This is a genomic window from Brevibacterium limosum (assembly GCF_011617705.1).
Classification (GTDB): Bacteria; Actinomycetota; Actinomycetes; order Actinomycetales; family Brevibacteriaceae; genus Brevibacterium; species Brevibacterium limosum.
This window is the reverse complement of sequence record NZ_CP050154.1, coordinates 429019-446486: the sequence shown is the minus strand read 5'-3', so window position 1 is coordinate 446486 and position 17468 is coordinate 429019. Positions and strand designations below refer to the sequence as shown.

Here is a 17468-nt window from a genome sequence, read left to right as displayed (position 1 = left end):
ATCACGGCCGAAACAGCGCGCCCGCCATCACCCCTGCGCTAGGGTCGGTGGCCAAGGAGGACGACATGCCCAGTGACTACTCACCGGACCGGATCGCGGCGATGGCGGACGAACTCTCGGCCGCCGCGCACACGCTGGGAGTTCCGCTCGCTGATGCGCAGCCCGCCATCGAACTCGTCACAGAGCTGCTCGATGCCAGTGCTCGCTGGTCCGACGAGACGTCAACCCGGGCCTCCGGGCCCTTCGGCACTTTCCTCGTCGGCTGCGTCGACGGGACAGACACTGACGACCTGATCGCCTGCTCGGGCCGTGACTGCCAGGGCCTGGCCTTCGTCGACAGTCTGGTGAACAGGCTCAGCCCCGGGGACGAGTGAGGATCTGTTCCACCTGAGCCAGCGCCTCGGCGACCGACGCCCGCCCCTCCCTCGGCACCGCGGCATGGAGCCGGCCGGCGAGGAACGCGGCGAGGACCGGACTGAGCGATGAGTCCGAATGCTTGATGTGCGAGGCGAACTCGAGCACGGCCGCGACTTCGGCATCGGTCATCCACACCCTTTCCGGAAGCTCGGTCGCCGAGAGGTCCCGCATCCGCAGCACCTGCTCCGGTACGGCTCTGGCGCCACTTGGAGCGTCGGCTCCCGCCGCGGTCCGGTCCCGAGGATCGCCCGCCGTATCCGCGACCGCCGCCTCGATTCTGCGGGCGACGCGCTCGTATTCCTCGGGAGTGTCGAAGTCGACGATCTCCGCGGGGTCGACGTCGACAGGTGCGACCTCGAGCCCGCTGAAGAGGAGTTTGACCGCCCTGTCCCGCGTCTGGCCGATATCGGCCAGACGTCGACGCAGCAGCGCAGTGGGCCACGCGGCGCAGAGGAACTGGAGCTTGCCGCGATCGTCGACGCCGGCGGCAGGCAGCCCGGATTCCCGACTCGCGGCAATGAGCGCTCGCAGATGGTCCGGCCGCACCAGCGGCATGTCCCCGGCCAGAATCACGGTGACCTCGGAGCCACCCATCGCCCGGGCAGCGGCTTCGATCCCGGCCAGAGGGCCCGAGAACTCGGGTTCCTCCCGTACACTGCCGACCGAATCCGCCTCGGCGTCCGTGAGTCCGACAGTGGTTCCGGCCACCCACACCTCCGCTTCCGGCACGGCCTGCCGGACGGTGCCGAGGATGCGCGAGATCACTGTCTGCCTACCAAGGCGGACCCCGGGTTTGTGCACGCCCCCGAACCGTCGGGAGCGGCCGCCGCTGAGAATCATCACCGTGATCGACATGGCTCGATCATACGCTTTTCTACCGACAGTAGAATCAGTCACACAATTATGACCTATATCACTTCGTGACCTCGTGCGCGGGATTCGACCCTCCACACAGACGCGACCCGAGCGGCCTCCTGATTAAACACGGTGGAAACTGTTCCGCTTTCCCCTCAACTCTGCTGTGATCAAAGCAGTCGGCACGTTCGTCGAGGAGAGCGGAAGATGTCACGGCCTGAGAAATATCAAGCATCGACCGGGGGACTACCCGCTTCGGCCACGAAATCGCAGCGGACCCGGGCACTGGTCTTCGCCACCCTCGGCTTCACCGTCACGTTCTGGGCCTGGTCGCTCATCAGCCCGCTGGGACCGCACTTCGTCGAGGAGGAGCTCACCGATGACTCGGCTCTGCTCGTGGCCGTGCCCGTCCTCGTCGGCTCCCTGGGACGCATCGTCGTCGGAGCACTGACCGACCGCCTCGGCGGCCGCCTCATGATGTCGTTCATCGCCCTCATCACGGTCATTCCGGTGCTCTTCGTCGGCTTCATCGGCCAGTACAACTACGCCACACTCATCGTCGGCGGATTCTTCCTCGGCGTTGCCGGGACGAGCTTCGCCGTCGGCGTCCCCTACGTCAACCGCTGGTTTCCCAAGGAATCCCGCGGTTCGGCCATCGGCGTCTACGGCATGGGCATGGGCGGCACTGCTATCGCGGCCTTCACGACGGTGCCCCTGCACAACATCTGGCCGCAGCTGCCCTTCGTGGTCGCAGCCGTCGTCCTCGTCGTCTACGCGCTGCTGGCTTTCACGATGATGCGCAATCCGCCCGATTGGCAACCCGTGCGCCAGAGCCTCATCGCCACCCTGGGACAGACGCTGTCGGTCAAGCTGACCTGGCAGGCCGCCTATCTCTACGCTCTCGCCTTCGGCGGTTATGTCGCCTTCTCCGTCTACCTGCCGACCTTCCTCAACAACGACTACGATCTCGAACCAGCCGATGCGTCCCTGCGCATGGCCGGCTTCGTCATCGTCGCAGTCATCACCCGCCCGCTGGGCGGCATCCTCGCCGATCGCCTCGGAGCGGTGAAGACCCTCGGCGTGGCCTACTCACTCGTCGCCATCTGCGCCATCGCCCTGTCCTTCCACCCCGTGGAGTTCATCGTCTACACCTCAGAGTTCATTGCGATGTCGGCAGGCTTCGGACTGGCCTCCGGTGCGACCTTCGCGCTCATCGCGCAGCGCTCGGATCCCTCCCGGGTCGGCTCGATCACGGGCTTCGTCGGCGCCGCCGGCGGACTGGGCGGATTCGTCCCGCCGCTGCTGCTGGGAGCGATGTGGTCGGCGACCCACGACTACTCCCTCGGCCTGCTGCTGCTCGCCGGCTTCACGGTCATCGCGCTCCTCATCACACTCTGGATCGGCGCCAACCCGCCGACGACGACCGAAACCGCGGCCGCTGACGACACGGCCTCAGGTCCTGCCACCGACCTCCGCGCCGATCGCTCCGGAACCGACAGCGGCCCCACGAAGTCACAAATCAGCGACGACGACAAGGAGACACGGTCATGAGCACCGAGAACATGGCCCATGGCAGAGATCAGCACACGTCGGCGGAGTCCTCGACGCCTGGGACCGACCGTCCGGGCACCGACAACTCGCTCATGGACGCGCTCATCGGCAGTCGGAAGTTCTTCACGCCCCGGGCGACGATGAGCGAGGACAAGCGCGAGATCCACTATTCCGGCGGCCGGCAGGGCGACTCGTTCTACCGCAACCGCTGGTCACACGACAAGGTCGTCCGCTCCACCCACGGCGTCAACTGCACAGGCTCATGCTCCTGGCACGTCTACGTCAAGGACGGGCTCATCACCTGGGAGTCCCAGGCCACGGACTATCCGAGCCCCGGCCCGGACATGCCCGAATACGAGCCGCGCGGCTGTCCCCGCGGTGCCTCGTTCTCCTGGTACACCTACTCCCCCACCCGAGTCCGCTACCCCTATGTCCGCGGTGCCCTCCTGCGCCTGTTCCGGGAGGCCAAGGCCGCCAACGGCCACGACCCGGTGCTGGCATGGAAGTCCATCGTCGAGGACCCGGTCAGGGCCCGCCGCTACAAATCCGTGCGCGGAAAGGGCGGGCTCGTGCGTGCGACCTGGGCCGAGGCCGTCGAGATCGTCGCCGCCGCCTACGTCTACACCGTGAAATATCTCGGCCCCGACCGCACAACCGGCTTCTCTCCGATCCCCGCCATGAGCCCGGTCTCCTTCTCCTCGGGCGCCCGCTTCCATCAGCTCATCGGCGGGTCGATGCTGTCCTTCTATGACTGGTACGCGGACCTGCCGCCGGCCTCCCCGCAGGTCTTCGGCGATCAGACCGATGTGCCCGAGTCCGGTGACTGGTGGAACTCCTCGTATCTGATGATGTGGGGCTCGAATGTGCCGCTGACCCGCACCCCCGACGCCCATTGGATGGCCGAGGCCCGTTACCACGGGCAGAAGGTCATCTCCATCGCCCCGGACTATGCGGAGAACGTGAAGTTCGCCGATGAGTGGCTGGCGCCGGCCACCGGAACCGACGGAGCCCTGGCCATGGCGATGGGCCACGTCATCCTCAAAGAGTTCTTCGTCGACACGACGACGGACTACTTCGATTCCTACGTGCGCAGGTACACGGATCTGCCGTTCCTCGTCGAACTCGAACGCGACGGCGACAGCTATCGGCCCGGTCGCTTCGTCACCGCCACCGATCTCGGCTCCGCGGTCACGCCCGAGGCCGACACCGAGGACGCGGACTTCAAACCTGCACTGTGGGACAGGACCACGAACTCACCGGCCGTGCCCAACGGCACCTTGGGCCACCGCTTCGCCGCCGATGGTGAGGGCAAGTGGAACCTCGACCTCGAGGACATCGACCCGGCCCTGTCCATCGCCGAGGCGGCCGAGACCGACGCGGATGCCGTCGAGGTCCGGCTGCCGCGCTTCGACACCGCCGCCCAGGGCGAGATCGATGAGATCACGCGCGGGGTTCCGGTCGTCCGCCTCGGCGAGAGGATCATGACCACGGTCTTCGACCTCATGCTCGCCGAATACGGTGTCGGACGGCCGGGCCTGCCCGGGAGGTGGGCAGAGAACTATGAGGACGCGTCGAGTCCGAACACCCCGGCCTGGCAGGAGGCGATCACAGGTGTGCCGTGGCAGGCAGCGGCCCGCATCGGCCGCGAATTCGCCGCCAATGCGCGTGATTCGAAGGGCCGGTCGATGATCATCATGGGCGCGGGCACGAACCACTGGTTCCACTCGGACCAGACCTACCGCACCTTCCTCACCCTGACCACGCTGTGCGGCACGCAGGGAGTCAACGGCGGCGGCTGGGCCCACTACGTCGGGCAGGAGAAGATCCGTCCCTTCACCGGGTGGCTGCACCTGGCCAATGCCCTGGACTGGGTGCGTCCGCCGCGGCAGATGACGCAGACGACGTACTGGTACATGCACACCGATCAATGGCGCTACGACCAGTTCGGGGCCGATATGCTCTCGGCGCGGGCCGGGCACGGAAAGTTCACGGGGATGTCGACCGCCGATGCCGTCGCCCAATCCGCGCGTCTTGGCTGGCAGCCGTACTATCCGACCTTCGATGCCAACCCTCTCGACATCGCCGAGGCGGCGAGCGCGGCCGGCAAGACAAGCGCGGAGCACATCGTCGACGAGCTCAAGGCCGGAAGGCTTCGCTTCGCCGTCGAGGATCCGGATGCGGAGAACAACTATCCGCGCATCTGGTCGATGTGGCGGGCGAACACATTGGGCTCCTCGGCCAAGGGCGATCAGTACTTCCTCAAGCACCTGCTCGGTGTCGACAACTCGGTCTCCGCCGAGGAGACGCCCGAGAATCTGCGACCGCGCGACGTCGACTGGCGCGAGGATGCTCCCCAGGGCAAAATCGACCTGCTCCTGACCCTCGATTTCAGGATGACCACGACGACGCTGCATTCGGACGTCGTACTGCCGGCGGCCACCTGGTACGAGAAGCACGACCTGTCGACGACGGACATGCATCCCTTCGTCAACACGTTCAACCCGGCGATCTCCACCCCGTGGCAGTCACGCAACGATTGGGAGACCTGGGCGACGATCGCCGAGAGGTTCTCCGAGCTCGCTCGCACCCACCTGGGCACGCGCACGGATGTCGTGGCCCAACCGCTCCAGCACGACAGCCCGGACGCCCTGAACACCCCGCACGGGCGGGTCAAGGACTGGAAGTTCGGCGAATGCGAACCGATGCCGGGCAAGACCATGCCCAAACTCGTCGAGGTCGAACGCGACTACACCGCCATCCACGAGAAGTACACCTCGATCGGTCCGCTCCTCGAGTCCCAGGGGATGAACGCCCGCGGCATCCGCTATGACGTCGACCATCACGTCGAACGACTGCGTCGGCTCAACGGAGTCGCGAGCAAGGGTGCGGGCAAGGGCCAGCCGCGGCTGGACACCGACCGGCGCGCCGCCGACTACATCCTCGGTCTGTCCGGCACGACGAACGGGCTGATGGCCACCGAGGGCTTCACCACCCTCGAGCGGCGCACCGGGCAGAAGCTGGCCGATCTGTCCGCCGAGCACGAGGGCAAGCAGGTCTCCTTCGAGGATGCGAAGGCCGCACCCGTGCCTGTGATCACCTCCCCGGAGTGGTCAGGCTCCGAATCCGGCGGCCGCCGCTACTCCCCCTTCACAATCAATGTGGAGCGGCTCAAACCCTGGCACACGCTCACCGGGCGCTATCAGTTCTACGTCGACCATGACTGGTTCCTCGAGATGGGCGACGCACTGCCGACGTTCCGCCCGCCCCTGGACATGAACGCGCTGTTCGGCGAACCGCAGATCGGCGACTCGGACGGCACCTCGATCGCGGTGCGCTACCTGACCCCGCACAACAAATGGGCGATCCACTCGATGTATCAGGAGAACTTCTTCATGATGAGCCTCGGCCGCGGCGGACAGACGATCTGGATGAGCGTCGAGGACGCCGAGGCCGTCGGCATCGCCGACAACGACTGGATCGAGGCGATCAACCGCAACGGCGTCGTCGCCGCCCGCGCCGTCGTGTCCCACCGGATGCCGAAGGGGACGGCGTTCATGCACCACGCGCAGGAGCGCACGGTCAACGTTCCGCTCACGGAGACGACCGGACAGCGCGGAGGCATCCACAACTCGCTGACGCGGATCATGATCAAGCCGACCCACCTCGTGGGCGGATACGGCCAGCTGTCGTTCGCGTTCAACTACTACGGACCCACAGGCAATCAGCGCGACGAGGTGACCGTGATCCGACGTCGCAACAACCAGAACGTGGAGTACTGAGCAGCCGTGGCCGACACAGACGACCAGCACCGGACACCGACTCGGGAACAGGAGGCACACTGATGAGAATCATGGCGCAGATGGCGATGGTGATGAACCTCGACAAATGCATCGGCTGCCACACATGCTCGGTCACGTGCAAGCAGGCGTGGACGAACCGCAAGGGCACCGAATACGTGTGGTTCAACAATGTCGAGACCCGGCCCGGGCAGGGCTACCCGCGCGGCTACGAGGATCAGGAGAAGTGGCAGGGCGGCTGGGCGCTGAGCAGGAACGGCCGGCTCAAGCTCAAGGCCGGCGGCAAGCTGAAGAAGCTCGCGTCCATCTTCTCGAACCCGAAGCTGCCGGGCATCGAGGACTACTACGAGCCGTGGAGCTACGAGTACGACAACCTGCTCTCGGCTCCGGAGCAGAAGCACATTCCCACGGCACCGCCGAAGTCCCTGCTCACCGGCGAGCGCATGGACATCAAATGGTCGGGCAACTGGGACGACGACCTGGGCGGAACCTACGCGAAGGCCGATCTCGACCCGATGCTCAAATCGATCGAAGACAAGGTCAAGCTCGAGTTCGAAGAGACCTTCATGTTCTACCTGCCCCGCATCTGCGAGCACTGCCTCAACCCCTCCTGCGTCGCCTCGTGCCCCTCGGGCGCAATCTACAAACGTGAGGAGGACGGCATCGTCCTCGTCGACCAGGACTCCTGCCGCGGCTGGCGGATGTGCATCTCCGGCTGCCCGTACAAGAAGATCTACTTCAACCACCGCACCGGCAAGGCCGAGAAATGCACGTTCTGCTACCCGCGGATCGAGAACGGCGAACCCACCGTGTGCGCGGAGACCTGCGTCGGCCGTCTGCGCTACATCGGTCTGGTCTTCTACGATGCCGATCGTGTCACCGAGGCGGCTTCGGTCCCCGATGAGCAGGACCTCTTCGCAGCGCAGAAGGACCTCATCCTCGACCCGCACGACCCCGATGTCATGAACGCAGCCGAACAGGCCGGCATCCCGCACGATTGGATCATGGCGGCCCAGCGCTCCCCGGTATACAAGCTCATCAAGGACTACGACCTCGCACTGCCGCTGCATCCGGAGTACCGGACGATGCCGATGGTCTGGTACATCCCGCCGCTGTCGCCGGTCGTCGACGTCGTCAAGGACACCGGCTACGACGCGGAGAACGCGGTGAATCTCTTCGCCGCGATCGACGAGCTGCGCATCCCCATCGAGTACCTCGCGAACCTCTTCACCGCCGGCGACACCGATGTCGTCGCCGATGTGCTCCGGCGCATGGCGGCCATGCGGGCGTTCATGCGCGACATCAATATGGGCGTCGAACCCGATGAGCGCATCCCGCACTCGGTGGGGATGGGGCCCGAGGAGATGGAGGACATGTACCGGCTGCTGGCGATCGCGAAGTACGACGAACGCTATGTCATCCCAGCCGGCCACTCGGAACAGGCGCACAGCCTCGAGGGCATCGGCTCCGACTGCCCGCTCAATGCCGAGGGCGGACCCGGGATGAGCGAGATGCCCGATATCGCCTCCAGCGGATTCGCGGGCACCACGGGGATGTCGGATCCGCTGGCCGAACGCAGCGCCGAGGAGGGAGAAGAGCGTTCGCATCTGCGCGGTCGGCTCAACCTGCTGAATTGGAACGGGAAGGGCCGACCAACCGGCCTGTTCCCCAGCGCAGACGGACCGGCAGGGGCCTGAGATGTACAGACCGCTGAAATTCCTGTCCAAGTGGACGAAACGCGCCGCCGCACATGCCGAGTCCGGTGGGCAGACGGCCCCGGGGCTCGACGATGAGACGCTGCGAGCCGTCTTCGCAGTCGCATCGTGGCTCATCGACTACCCCGATGAGGATCTGCTTGAACGGCTTCCGCAGTTCTCAGCGCTGCTCGACCATGCGGGAGTGCCCGATCACCTGAGGGAGGATCTCGGGGCGACGATCGGCCACCTCGGTGCCGGTGATCCCATCGGTCTGCGCGCCGACTATGTCGAGACCTTCGATACCAGGCGGCGCGGCTGTCTGTTCCTCACGTATTTCGCGAACGGGGACACGCGCAAGCGCGGGCAGGCGCTGCTCGAGATCAAGGAGATCTATCGGGCGGCGGGACTGGATATGGACGAATCGCAGCTGCCGGACCATCTCACCTATGTCCTCGAGTTCGCCGCCGGGCATGATCTCACTGCAGGTGTGCGGATCCTGCTGGCCAACCGAGCCGGGATCGAGCTGCTGCGCCTGCACCTGACCGAGATCGGCTCTCCCTGGGCGGGGACCATCCGCGCCGTCTGCGCCGCCCTGCCTGCCCTCGACGGTGACGACATCCATGCCGTCGAACGATTGGCCGCCGAGGGCCCGGCCACCGAGACCGTCGGAATCGACGGTCTCGGCGGGTACGGCGATGCTCCGCCGAGTGCGGCCGAGACAGCGGCGGCGATGGGGGCGGCACCTGGTGCCTCGATGCCGCCTGGCTCGGCCCGGGCCCCGGGCGGCTGCTCGGCTGGCGGAGGGCAGACATTCATTCCGCTGACGGAAGTGACAGGAGAACGACCATGAACTCACCGACAGTGCTCGAGACGTTCCTGTGGGTGATCATCCCCTATATGGCGCTGGCCGTGTTCGTCCTCGGCCATGTCTGGCGCTTCCGCCGCGACCGGTTCGGGTGGACGACGAGGTCGAGCCAGATCTACGAATCGAAGCTGCTGCGGATCGGCTCACCGCTGTTCCACTACGGCATCATCTTCGTCTTCCTGGGCCATGTCATCGGTCTCGGCATCCCGAAGACCTGGACCTCCGCCGTGGGCATCACCGACCACATGTACCACTTCATGGCGATCACGGTCGGCCTGGGAGCCGCGGCTGCGACGGTCGGCGGACTCGCCCTGCTCATCTACCGCAGGAGGACGAACAACCGCGTCTTCGGGGCGACGACGCGCCTCGACAAGCTCATGTTCCTCATGCTCGCGATCGTCATCCTCGCCGGGGTGTACTCGACGATCTTCGACTCCGCACTCAGCGGCTACGACTACCGTGAGGGAGTGTCCGTGTGGTTCCGCCAGTTCTGGATGTTCCAGCCCGATGTCAGCCTCATGGCACAGGCGCCGCTGGGCTTCCAGATCCATGTCATGTCCGCGATCCTCATCTTCGCGCTGTGGCCGTTCACCCGGCTCGTGCACGTCTTCGCCGCCCCGTTGGGCTATCTGACCAGGCCGTACATCATCTACCGCTCGAAGGACAGGCAGCGTCAGCCGCAGCGCCGCGGATGGGAGACCATCGACTACTGAGGATCGTCCTCCGAACCCGAGTCGGCTTCAAGGCCGTGCTCGGGCTGGGAGCCCTGCGCGGCACCGGCCCCCGGTCCGGCTTCCGGTCCGGCCACCGGTCCGGCTTCCGGCTCCACCGAGGTGCCCGGGCAGTGGGCGTCGCGCAGCAGGATCTGGCAGCTGTCCGCCGAAGTGAACGGCTGCAGCCGGTCGAGTTCGAGCGGACCCGGCAGCTGGCTGAGGAGGTCCTTGACGATCTTCGCGTGGATTCCGCAGGCGATCGCTCGGTCCTCGCCCACCATCCGATAGTGCGGACATGGAGCCAACGAGATCCGCAGCTCTTCGGCATCGGGCTCAGGTTCCATTCCCGAATCGTCGAGATGTTCGTAGAGCAGATCGAACTGAGTGCCTGCCTGGTCACCGAGAGCGTCGAGACCGGTCGGTCGCAGCTCCGCTCCGGCAACGAGGCGGGTCAGCACTTCGTGATGTTCGCGGGCGCGGGCGATGCGTCCGGCCGCGACCGAGTTCGACTCCGGATCGTCGACCGGGTGGTAGACCATGGGCGGTCTGCCTCTCATTCCCGTCGATTCGGGATGCAGGTAGATGAATCCTTCGTCGATGAGCACCCGCAGATGGTCACGGGCCGTGTTGATGTGCAATCCGACCTCGTCGGCGAGCTCCCTGAGTCGGCTGCCCGGGTGATTCTGCACCGCGCCCAGCAGCAGGACCCGACTGACCTCGGCCAGTCCTCGATAGTCGTTCACTCTTCGCGGCATGCCATCACGTCCTTGCGAATGCCTCAGTGGGGAACAGTTCGGAGACCATCTCCACCTCTATTCTACAATGCGTAGAATTAGTTTTCACCTGCCGACGACAACGGAATTCGCAACGCGAGCCGACCGAATCGACGCTACTCTGGGCAGGAACACACCCACATCGCGCACGCACCGTCGAGTGCGCCACGCACCGTCGAGTGCCCGGAGGATGAACATGTCGAAGTTCGATGTCGTCGAAGCGTCCATCGCCGATCTGCGAGCCGCCCTCGAGGACGGCCGCACCACCTCGGTGGAGCTCGTCGAGGCCTATCAGGACCGGATCGCCGCGTTCGACGGCCCCGGCACGGATACGAACCTCAATTCCGTGATCGCACTGAACCCACAGGCCCTCACCGAGGCGGCCGCCTCCGATGATCGGCGGACAGCGGGTCAGACGCTGGGCCACCTCGACGGGATCCCCTACACCGCGAAGGACAGCTATCTGGTCGCGGGCCTGACCGTCGCATCCGGGTCTCCGGCCTTCGCCGATCTCGTGGCGCAGAAGGATGCATTCACGATCGAACGCCTGCGCTCCGGCGGCGCCATCTGCTTGGGACTGACGAATATGCCGCCGATGGCCAACGGCGGCATGCAGCGCGGACTCTACGGTCGCGCCGAGAGCCCGTACAACGCTGACTGGCTGACCAGCGCTTTCGCGTCCGGGTCCTCGAACGGTTCGGGCACGGCCACGACCGCGAGCTTCGGAGCCTTCGGCCTCGGTGAGGAGACCTGGTCATCGGGACGCGCTCCGGCCTCGCACAATGCGCTCATCGCCTACACCCCCTCGCGTGGGGTGATCAGCGTGCGCGGGAATTGGCCCCTCGTGCCGACCATGGACGTCGTCGTCCCCCACACCCGCACGATGGCCGACCTCATCGAAGTCCTCGACGTCATCGTCGGCGACGACGCTGAGACCCGTGGAGACTTCTGGCGCGTCCAGCCCTGGATCGACGTCCCGAAGGCGAGCGCCATCCGTCCCGACTCCTACGCCGCCCTGCTCCCGGAATCCGTCGAAGCGGCCCGCACGGTGCTCGCCGGAAAGCGCCTCGGGGTGCCGCGGATGTACATCAACGCCGATGACGAGGCCGGAACGAACCCGGACGGCGGAATCGGCGGGCCCACAGGGCAGCGGATCGCCACCCGCGCCTCGGTGATTCAGGCGTGGGAGGCCGCCCGGGCCGACCTCGAGTCCGCGGGCGCCGAGGTCATCGAGACGGACTTCCCGGTCGTGAGCAACTACGAAGGCGACCGGCCCGGTGCCCCGACGATCGCGACCCGCGGCCTCGTCACCGCCGACTACCTCGACCGGGAGATCAACGACCTCTCCTCCTGGGCGTGGGACGATTTCCTCGCCGCGAACGGCGACCCGAACCTCGCCACCCTCGCCGACGTGGACGGAACGTTGATCTTCCCTCATCCGCCCGGCGCCCTGCCGGACCGATACGACGGCTTCGACGATGACATCGCAACCTACCCCGAGCAGGTGCGGGCGAATCGGTACACCTCGGTGACGGAGATTCCGGAGCTCGAATCAGGTGTGCGCGGACTCGAGGAGACCCGCCGGGTCGACCTCGAGGAGTGGATGGACGCCAACGGCCTCGATGCGATGGTCTTCCCGGCGATGGCCGATGTGGGTCCGGCGGACATGGACGTCAACGAAGCCTCGGCCGATCTCGGGTGGCGCAACGGCACCTGGGTGGCCAACGGCAACCTCGTGCCCAGGCATCTCGGGATCCCGTCGGTGACGGTGCCGATGGGCACGATGGCCGACACCGGAATCCCGGTGGGTCTGACGATCGCCGGGCGCGGCTGGGACGATTCCGCGCTCATCGAGATCGCCGCGGCATTCGAAGCCACCGGTGACCGCCGGGAGGTGCCGCCGCGGGCTCCGCGGCTGTAGGGCCATCTCGGCTGCACGGGTTCACTGACTCTGTCGCATCGTTCCTGTCGCGCCGACCCGAGAATTCAACACTGAGACTCAGCGCCCGGAGGTGAGTTCGCGTTTTCGCCTGGAGGCGTCGCGCAGCTGCATCCATCCGGCGAGGATGAACCAGACGAGGAACGGGTAGGACGCGGCCCTCTCGATGATGCCATCGGGCAGGTTCCAACTCTCAGGGCTCGTCATGAGCAGTGTTCCGGCGAGACCCAGGGTGCCCAAACCGAGCGTGAGTCCGCCGAATCCGACGGGGCCGATCCATCTTCTCTCCGGCCACCGGATCAAAGCGATGCCAGCCGCGAGCAGGCCGAGGTTCTGGATCGCTGATCCGCCGAATCCGAAGACGGCGTGCAGGGTCGGGGAGATATCTGCCGGGACCATTCCGGTTCCTGCCAGCAGCATTCCACCGGCGGCGAGCAGGAATGAACCGCACCTGCCCCAGCGACTCGGGGCGATCCAGTCGTGCCAGATGAAGGCGATGATCGCGAGGATCGATCCGGCGATGATGGAGACGCCGTTGACGAAGGGGTGGGCCGGTGAACAGCCCTCGACCGGAATTCCGGCGTCTCCCCATTCCCCGCATCCGGTCATCCCCAGATGGCTGATGGGCTGCTGGGTGAACGAGTAGCCGCCTTCGGAGAGCAGCGCCGCGGGGATCTCGATGAGGAGGGTGGCCAGTCCGGCGAGCACAGCGAGCAGTGCCCACACCCGCTCGGGTTTGGGCGAAACGCGGATGGTGCCCGAACCGACCATCTCGGTCCCTCCGTGCGACTACCTCGGATGTTGTTCACGGTATCACCGCACCTCCCTGAAACCTTCTGGTGAACCTGCCAGAACCCTGGCGTGTCGGTCGCACAGGATGGAACAGTATTGACCATGGTCGATTACACAGTTCTCGCTGAACGCGCCTTCACCCTCCTGCAAGGACACCACCAGGACGAACCGCTCGTGCTGCCGACCGTCTGGGACGCCTGGTCGGCTCGCGCCATGGTCGACGTCGGGTTCAACGCCCTGAGCATCGGATCGCACCCGCTGGCCGATTCTCTCGGCCATGCCGATGGAGAGAACATGACGCTCGAGCAAGCGCTCGAGGGAATCTCCCGGATCACCTCGGCGGTGAATGTGCCCGTCACCGCGGACCTCGAATCCGGCTACGACACCCCCGCGCCCGAACTCATCGCCGGCCTCCTCGACGCCGGAGCGGTCGGCGTGAACATCGAGGATACGATCCACAGTCGGGGCAGCATGCGCAGCCCCGAGGAGCACGCCGAATACATCTGGAGCTTGCGCCAAGCCGCCGAAGCCCAACGAGTCCACGTCGTCATCAACGCCCGCACCGACGTATTCAAATATCCCGGCGACTTCGACGATCCCACCGCCGAGGTGGTCCGTCGTCTCCGTCTGTGCACCGAGGCCGGCGCGGACTCCGTCTACCCCGTGCGGCTGCCCGATGTGGGCACGCTCAAGTCGATCCTCGCCCAGATCACTCTGCCGCTCAACGTCACCGCTCACCCGATCAAGGGTGCGGTGCCCGAAGAACTCGACCTCGCCCAGCTCGCCGAGCTCGGGGTCGGGCGCGTGACCTTCGGTCCGCTTCTGCAGGCGGCGCTGACCGACTGCTTCGCCGACTTCACGCGCGCCTGGCAGTAGGGTCATCCCTCTGCTGTCGGCACGAACAACTGCACCTCACCTCCACCCCACCTCAAGAGGAGACGCAATGCCCGCCAGCCCCCGCGAAGGCCAGCCGATCTGGATCGACTATGTCTGCCAGGACTTCGAAGCCGCCCAGAACTTCTACAACCAGCTCTTCGGCTGGGAATTCACCGACCAGGGCCCCGACTTCGGCCACTACAACATGATCACGAAGGACGGCAATGCCGTCGGCGGCGCCATGCGAGCCATGAACATGGACGGCACCCCGAGCCCGGAGATGCCCACGGCCTGGTCGACCTACCTCCACACTGCCGATATCGCCGGAACCCACCAGGCCGCGCTGGCCGCCGGTGCCGCGGATGTCGTCGGCCCCATGCCCGTCGGCCCGCTCGGCCAGATGGCCGTCGTCGTCGATCCGACCGGTTCGCCCATCGGTATGTGGCAGCCCGGAGAGTTCTCCGGCTTCGACACTCCGCTCACCCCGGGAACTCCCGTGTGGTTCGAACTCATGACGACGAACTACCAGGGCGCGAACGAGTTCTACGGCAAGGTCTTCTCCTTCGACATCACCCCGATGGAAGGCTTCCCGTACTCAACGCACGGCGACGGTGACGATGCTGTGGCCGGAATCTGCGATGCCAGCGAGTGGGTGCAGAATTCCTTTTGGCGCACCTACTTCAACGTCGAAGACGCCGATGCTGCGGCAGCGAAGGTCACCGAGCTCGGCGGCAAGGTGCTCGCCGGTCCCGAAGACTCCCCGTACGGTCGCATCGTCACGGTCACCGATCCGGAAGGGGCGACGTTCCAGCTGCAGCAGAACCCGTGACCGTCCCGAAGGCGGCCCGGCACCGTTCCAGTCGGCTGCAGCGCGGCAGTCGCTGAAGCGACCATGACCGCCACCGAGCGATTTGAACCGCTGCGGCGACGGTTCCTCAGCCTGGGGCTCGGGGAGATCGTCGCCGCAGCGGTCTTCGCTGTCGTGCCCGCGACCTCAGGCCCGCAGTGCCAGTGCGAATGGCAGCACCGAGGTGGCTCCGGCCTTGCGCAGCAGCCTGGCGCAGATCGTCATCGTCCATCGGGAGACGACCTCGTCATCGACGAGAAGCACCGACTTCCCGGCCACCGCTTCCTCGACCTCGGGCGGAACGACGAAGACCTCAAACAAGTCTTTGACGCGGAAGGCGCTGTTGACGTCCGGTGTGCCGTGGTCGCCGACCTGCAGCAGCTCACCGCCGTCGAGGAGCCGACCGGCGGCAGCAAGGTTCGCCGCCAGGGACCGCACGGTCACGGGACGACGGCTGCTCGGGATCGACACGACCACTTCGGGGCGGGTTGTCCAGTTCCACTGCCCGAGCACCTCGAGGCACCATTTGCCGATCTGGCCGGGCACCTCGGCATCGGGAGCATCGGGGGCGAGGAACGATCGCAGGCTCTGCCCCTGCCCGAGGTCGGACAGGCGGGCGATCGCACGCCCCTCCTCGGCGAGTTCTTCGGCGGGGATCCGCCCCTTGAGCGGGAGACCGATGTTAGCCAGGCCGCTGGGCCAAGTGCTGCGCGGTTCGATGGGCAGACCGATCTTGTGGAGGTTCCCGGCCGCGGCCTGACGCTGTTCCTCGGAGATCTCGGCGGAGAACCACACACCGGCACAGTTGTCGCAGCGACCGCACGGCTGTGGGTCGGGATCGTCGAGCTGGCGGATGAGGAACTCCATCCGACACTGACTGGTCGCCTCATAATCGAGCATGGCCTGGGCCTCTTCGGCTCGGACGGCCGCGACCTTCTCATAGCGTTCCCGGTCGTAGGTCCACCCCATCCCGGTCGAGACGTATCCGCCCTTGACCTTCGATACTGCGTCTTCGACTTCGAGGGTCTTGAGCAGCAGGGTCAGGCGGGAGCGTTTGGTTCCGACCAGCGTCTCCAAGCGGGCCACGGACAAGGGGCCGTCCACCTCGGCGAGGGCTGCGAGCACGGCGTTCGCGTCGTCCTGGTTCGGCATCGACGCAGTCGCGAAGTACTCCCAGATCTGTTCGTCTTCTGCACCGGGCAGCACGAGGACATCGGCGGAGTCCGTGGCGCGCCCGGCGCGACCGACCTGCTGGTAGTAAGCCACGGCTGAGGAGGGCGCGCCGATGTGGATGACGAAACCGAGGTCGGGTTTGTCGAATCCCATTCCCAGCGCCGAGGTGGCCACCAGAGCCTTGAGCCGATTGTCCTTGAGCTGCTGCTCGAGTTCCGCGCGCTCTTCGGCATCGGTCCGGCCTGTATAGGCGCGGACCTCGTGGCCCTGTTCGCGCAGCATTCGGGTGATGTCCTCGGCTGCGGAGACGGTGAGCGTGTAGACGATCCCGGACCCGGTGAAGTCGTTGAGGTGCGAAGCCAGCCAGGCGATGCGGGCACTGGCGTCGAGTCCGGGCAGGACGCCAAGACGCAGGGAATCACGGGCGAGTTCACCGCGGACGACGGTGGTGTCGTCGCCGAGCTGCTCGGCGACGTCGGTGACGACACGGGAGTTCGCGGTCGCGGTCGTCGCGAGCACCGGGGTGTCGCGAGGCAGTTCGGACAGGATCCGGCCGATGCGGCGGTAGTCGGGGCGGAAGTCATGGCCCCAATCGGAGATGCAGTGGGCCTCGTCGACGACGATGAGGCCGAGGAATCTCAGCAGCTGCGGCAGCACCTCGTCGCGGAACTGCGGATTGTTCAGCCGCTCCGGGGAGACGAGGAGGACGTCGAGGCTGCCGGCCTTGAGGTCCTCGAGCACCGAGTCCCATTCGGTGACGTTCGAGGAGTTGAGGCTGGCGGCACGGACTCCGGCGCGTTCGGCTGCGGCGATCTGGTCGCGCATGAGCGCCAACAGCGGGGAGATGATGAGGCTGGGGCCGGTGCCGGCGGCCCGGAGCATGCGGGTGGCGACGAAGTACACGGCCGACTTGCCCCACCCTGTGCGTTGGACGACGAGGACGCGTTTTCTGCCTTGGACGAGGTCACGGATCGCCTCGAGCTGGCCGTCGCGGAACTGCGCGCTCGGGTCTGCGGTCAGCTCGGTCAGTATCAACTGCGCGGAGGCGGCGAAGTCGTCCCCAGCACGGTCCGTGGAGATGGGAGTCTCGGGGGCAGAACCGTTTGCGTGCGTGCTCTCAGGCCAGGATGTCGGGGTGGATTCCGTCATGGGCCCAGTCTATGCGGAGGCCCT

13 protein-coding genes are annotated in these 17468 nt (G+C 66.3%); 9 read left to right on the top strand and 4 right to left on the bottom strand.

Translation table 11 applies throughout. The features are described from left to right. Window positions 1-65: 65 nt before the first annotated feature. Window positions 66-374 carry a hypothetical protein gene (locus tag GUY37_RS01935; RefSeq protein WP_166821546.1) on the top strand — a complete coding sequence of 103 codons (309 nt, stop codon included), beginning with the start codon at window positions 66-68 and terminating at the stop codon, window positions 372-374. On the opposite strand, the gene mobA is transcribed toward GUY37_RS01935, so the two are convergent. Beyond that, complete coding sequence (gene mobA / locus GUY37_RS01930) at window positions 355-1272, bottom strand: molybdenum cofactor guanylyltransferase (protein ID WP_166821543.1); 918 nt, start codon at window positions 1270-1272, stop codon at window positions 355-357. The two genes, GUY37_RS01935 and mobA, sit on opposite strands and share 20 nt — an antisense overlap. A 207-nt stretch (window positions 1273-1479) precedes the next feature. Here mobA and GUY37_RS01925 point away from each other — a divergent pair, with 207 nt between their 5' ends. From GUY37_RS01925 to narI, 5 genes are all read left to right on the top strand, one after another. Further along, the gene (locus GUY37_RS01925) at window positions 1480-2823 is read left to right on the top strand and encodes an MFS transporter (RefSeq protein ID WP_166821540.1); all 1344 of its coding nucleotides are present in this window, start codon (window positions 1480-1482) and stop codon (window positions 2821-2823) included. Then, a complete protein-coding gene (locus GUY37_RS01920) occupies window positions 2820-6602 on the top strand; it encodes a nitrate reductase subunit alpha (protein WP_407645385.1) in 3783 nt (1260 codons plus the stop codon). Before GUY37_RS01925 ends, GUY37_RS01920 begins: the two co-directional genes overlap by 4 nt. A gap of 62 nt (window positions 6603-6664) precedes the next feature. Beyond that, window positions 6665-8317, top strand: a complete 1653-nt coding sequence (narH, locus tag GUY37_RS01915; RefSeq protein ID WP_166821537.1) for a nitrate reductase subunit beta — start codon at window positions 6665-6667, stop codon at window positions 8315-8317. A 1-nt stretch (window position 8318) separates the two neighbouring features. Then, window positions 8319-9167 (top strand): nitrate reductase molybdenum cofactor assembly chaperone, encoded by an 849-nt coding sequence (gene narJ, locus GUY37_RS01910; protein ID WP_166821534.1) that lies wholly within the window; start codon window positions 8319-8321, stop codon window positions 9165-9167. Beyond that, window positions 9164-9895 carry a respiratory nitrate reductase subunit gamma gene (narI, locus tag GUY37_RS01905; RefSeq protein ID WP_166821531.1) on the top strand — a complete coding sequence of 244 codons (732 nt, stop codon included), beginning with the start codon at window positions 9164-9166 and terminating at the stop codon, window positions 9893-9895. Before narJ ends, narI begins: the two co-directional genes overlap by 4 nt. On the opposite strand, the gene GUY37_RS01900 is transcribed toward narI, so the two are convergent. Then, the gene (locus tag GUY37_RS01900) at window positions 9889-10650 is read right to left on the bottom strand and encodes a winged helix-turn-helix transcriptional regulator (RefSeq protein ID WP_166821529.1); all 762 of its coding nucleotides are present in this window, start codon (window positions 10648-10650) and stop codon (window positions 9889-9891) included. The genes narI and GUY37_RS01900 overlap by 7 nt on opposite strands. A gap of 214 nt (window positions 10651-10864) precedes the next feature. On the opposite strand from GUY37_RS01900, the gene GUY37_RS01895 reads away from it, so the two are divergent. Further along, window positions 10865-12589, top strand: a complete 1725-nt coding sequence (locus GUY37_RS01895) for an amidase (protein WP_166821526.1) — start codon at window positions 10865-10867, stop codon at window positions 12587-12589. 78 nt (window positions 12590-12667) lie between these two features. Here the strand turns inward: GUY37_RS01895 and GUY37_RS01890 are convergent, their stop codons facing one another. Further along, window positions 12668-13378 (bottom strand): DUF998 domain-containing protein, encoded by a 711-nt coding sequence (locus GUY37_RS01890; protein WP_166821523.1) that lies wholly within the window; start codon window positions 13376-13378, stop codon window positions 12668-12670. Window positions 13379-13501: 123 nt separating this feature from the next. Here GUY37_RS01890 and GUY37_RS01885 point away from each other — a divergent pair, with 123 nt between their 5' ends. Together GUY37_RS01885 and GUY37_RS01880 are read left to right on the top strand one after the other, a co-directional pair. Next, window positions 13502-14275, top strand: a complete 774-nt coding sequence (locus GUY37_RS01885; protein WP_166821520.1) for an isocitrate lyase/PEP mutase family protein — start codon at window positions 13502-13504, stop codon at window positions 14273-14275. Window positions 14276-14342: 67 nt separating this feature from the next. Continuing rightward, complete coding sequence (locus GUY37_RS01880) at window positions 14343-15104, top strand: VOC family protein (protein WP_166821517.1); 762 nt, start codon at window positions 14343-14345, stop codon at window positions 15102-15104. A 165-nt stretch (window positions 15105-15269) separates the two neighbouring features. On the opposite strand, the gene GUY37_RS01875 is transcribed toward GUY37_RS01880, so the two are convergent. Further along, on the bottom strand, window positions 15270-17444 hold the full coding sequence (locus tag GUY37_RS01875; RefSeq protein WP_166821514.1) for a RecQ family ATP-dependent DNA helicase: 2175 nt from the start codon (window positions 17442-17444) through the stop codon (window positions 15270-15272). Window positions 17445-17468: the final 24 nt, after the last annotated feature.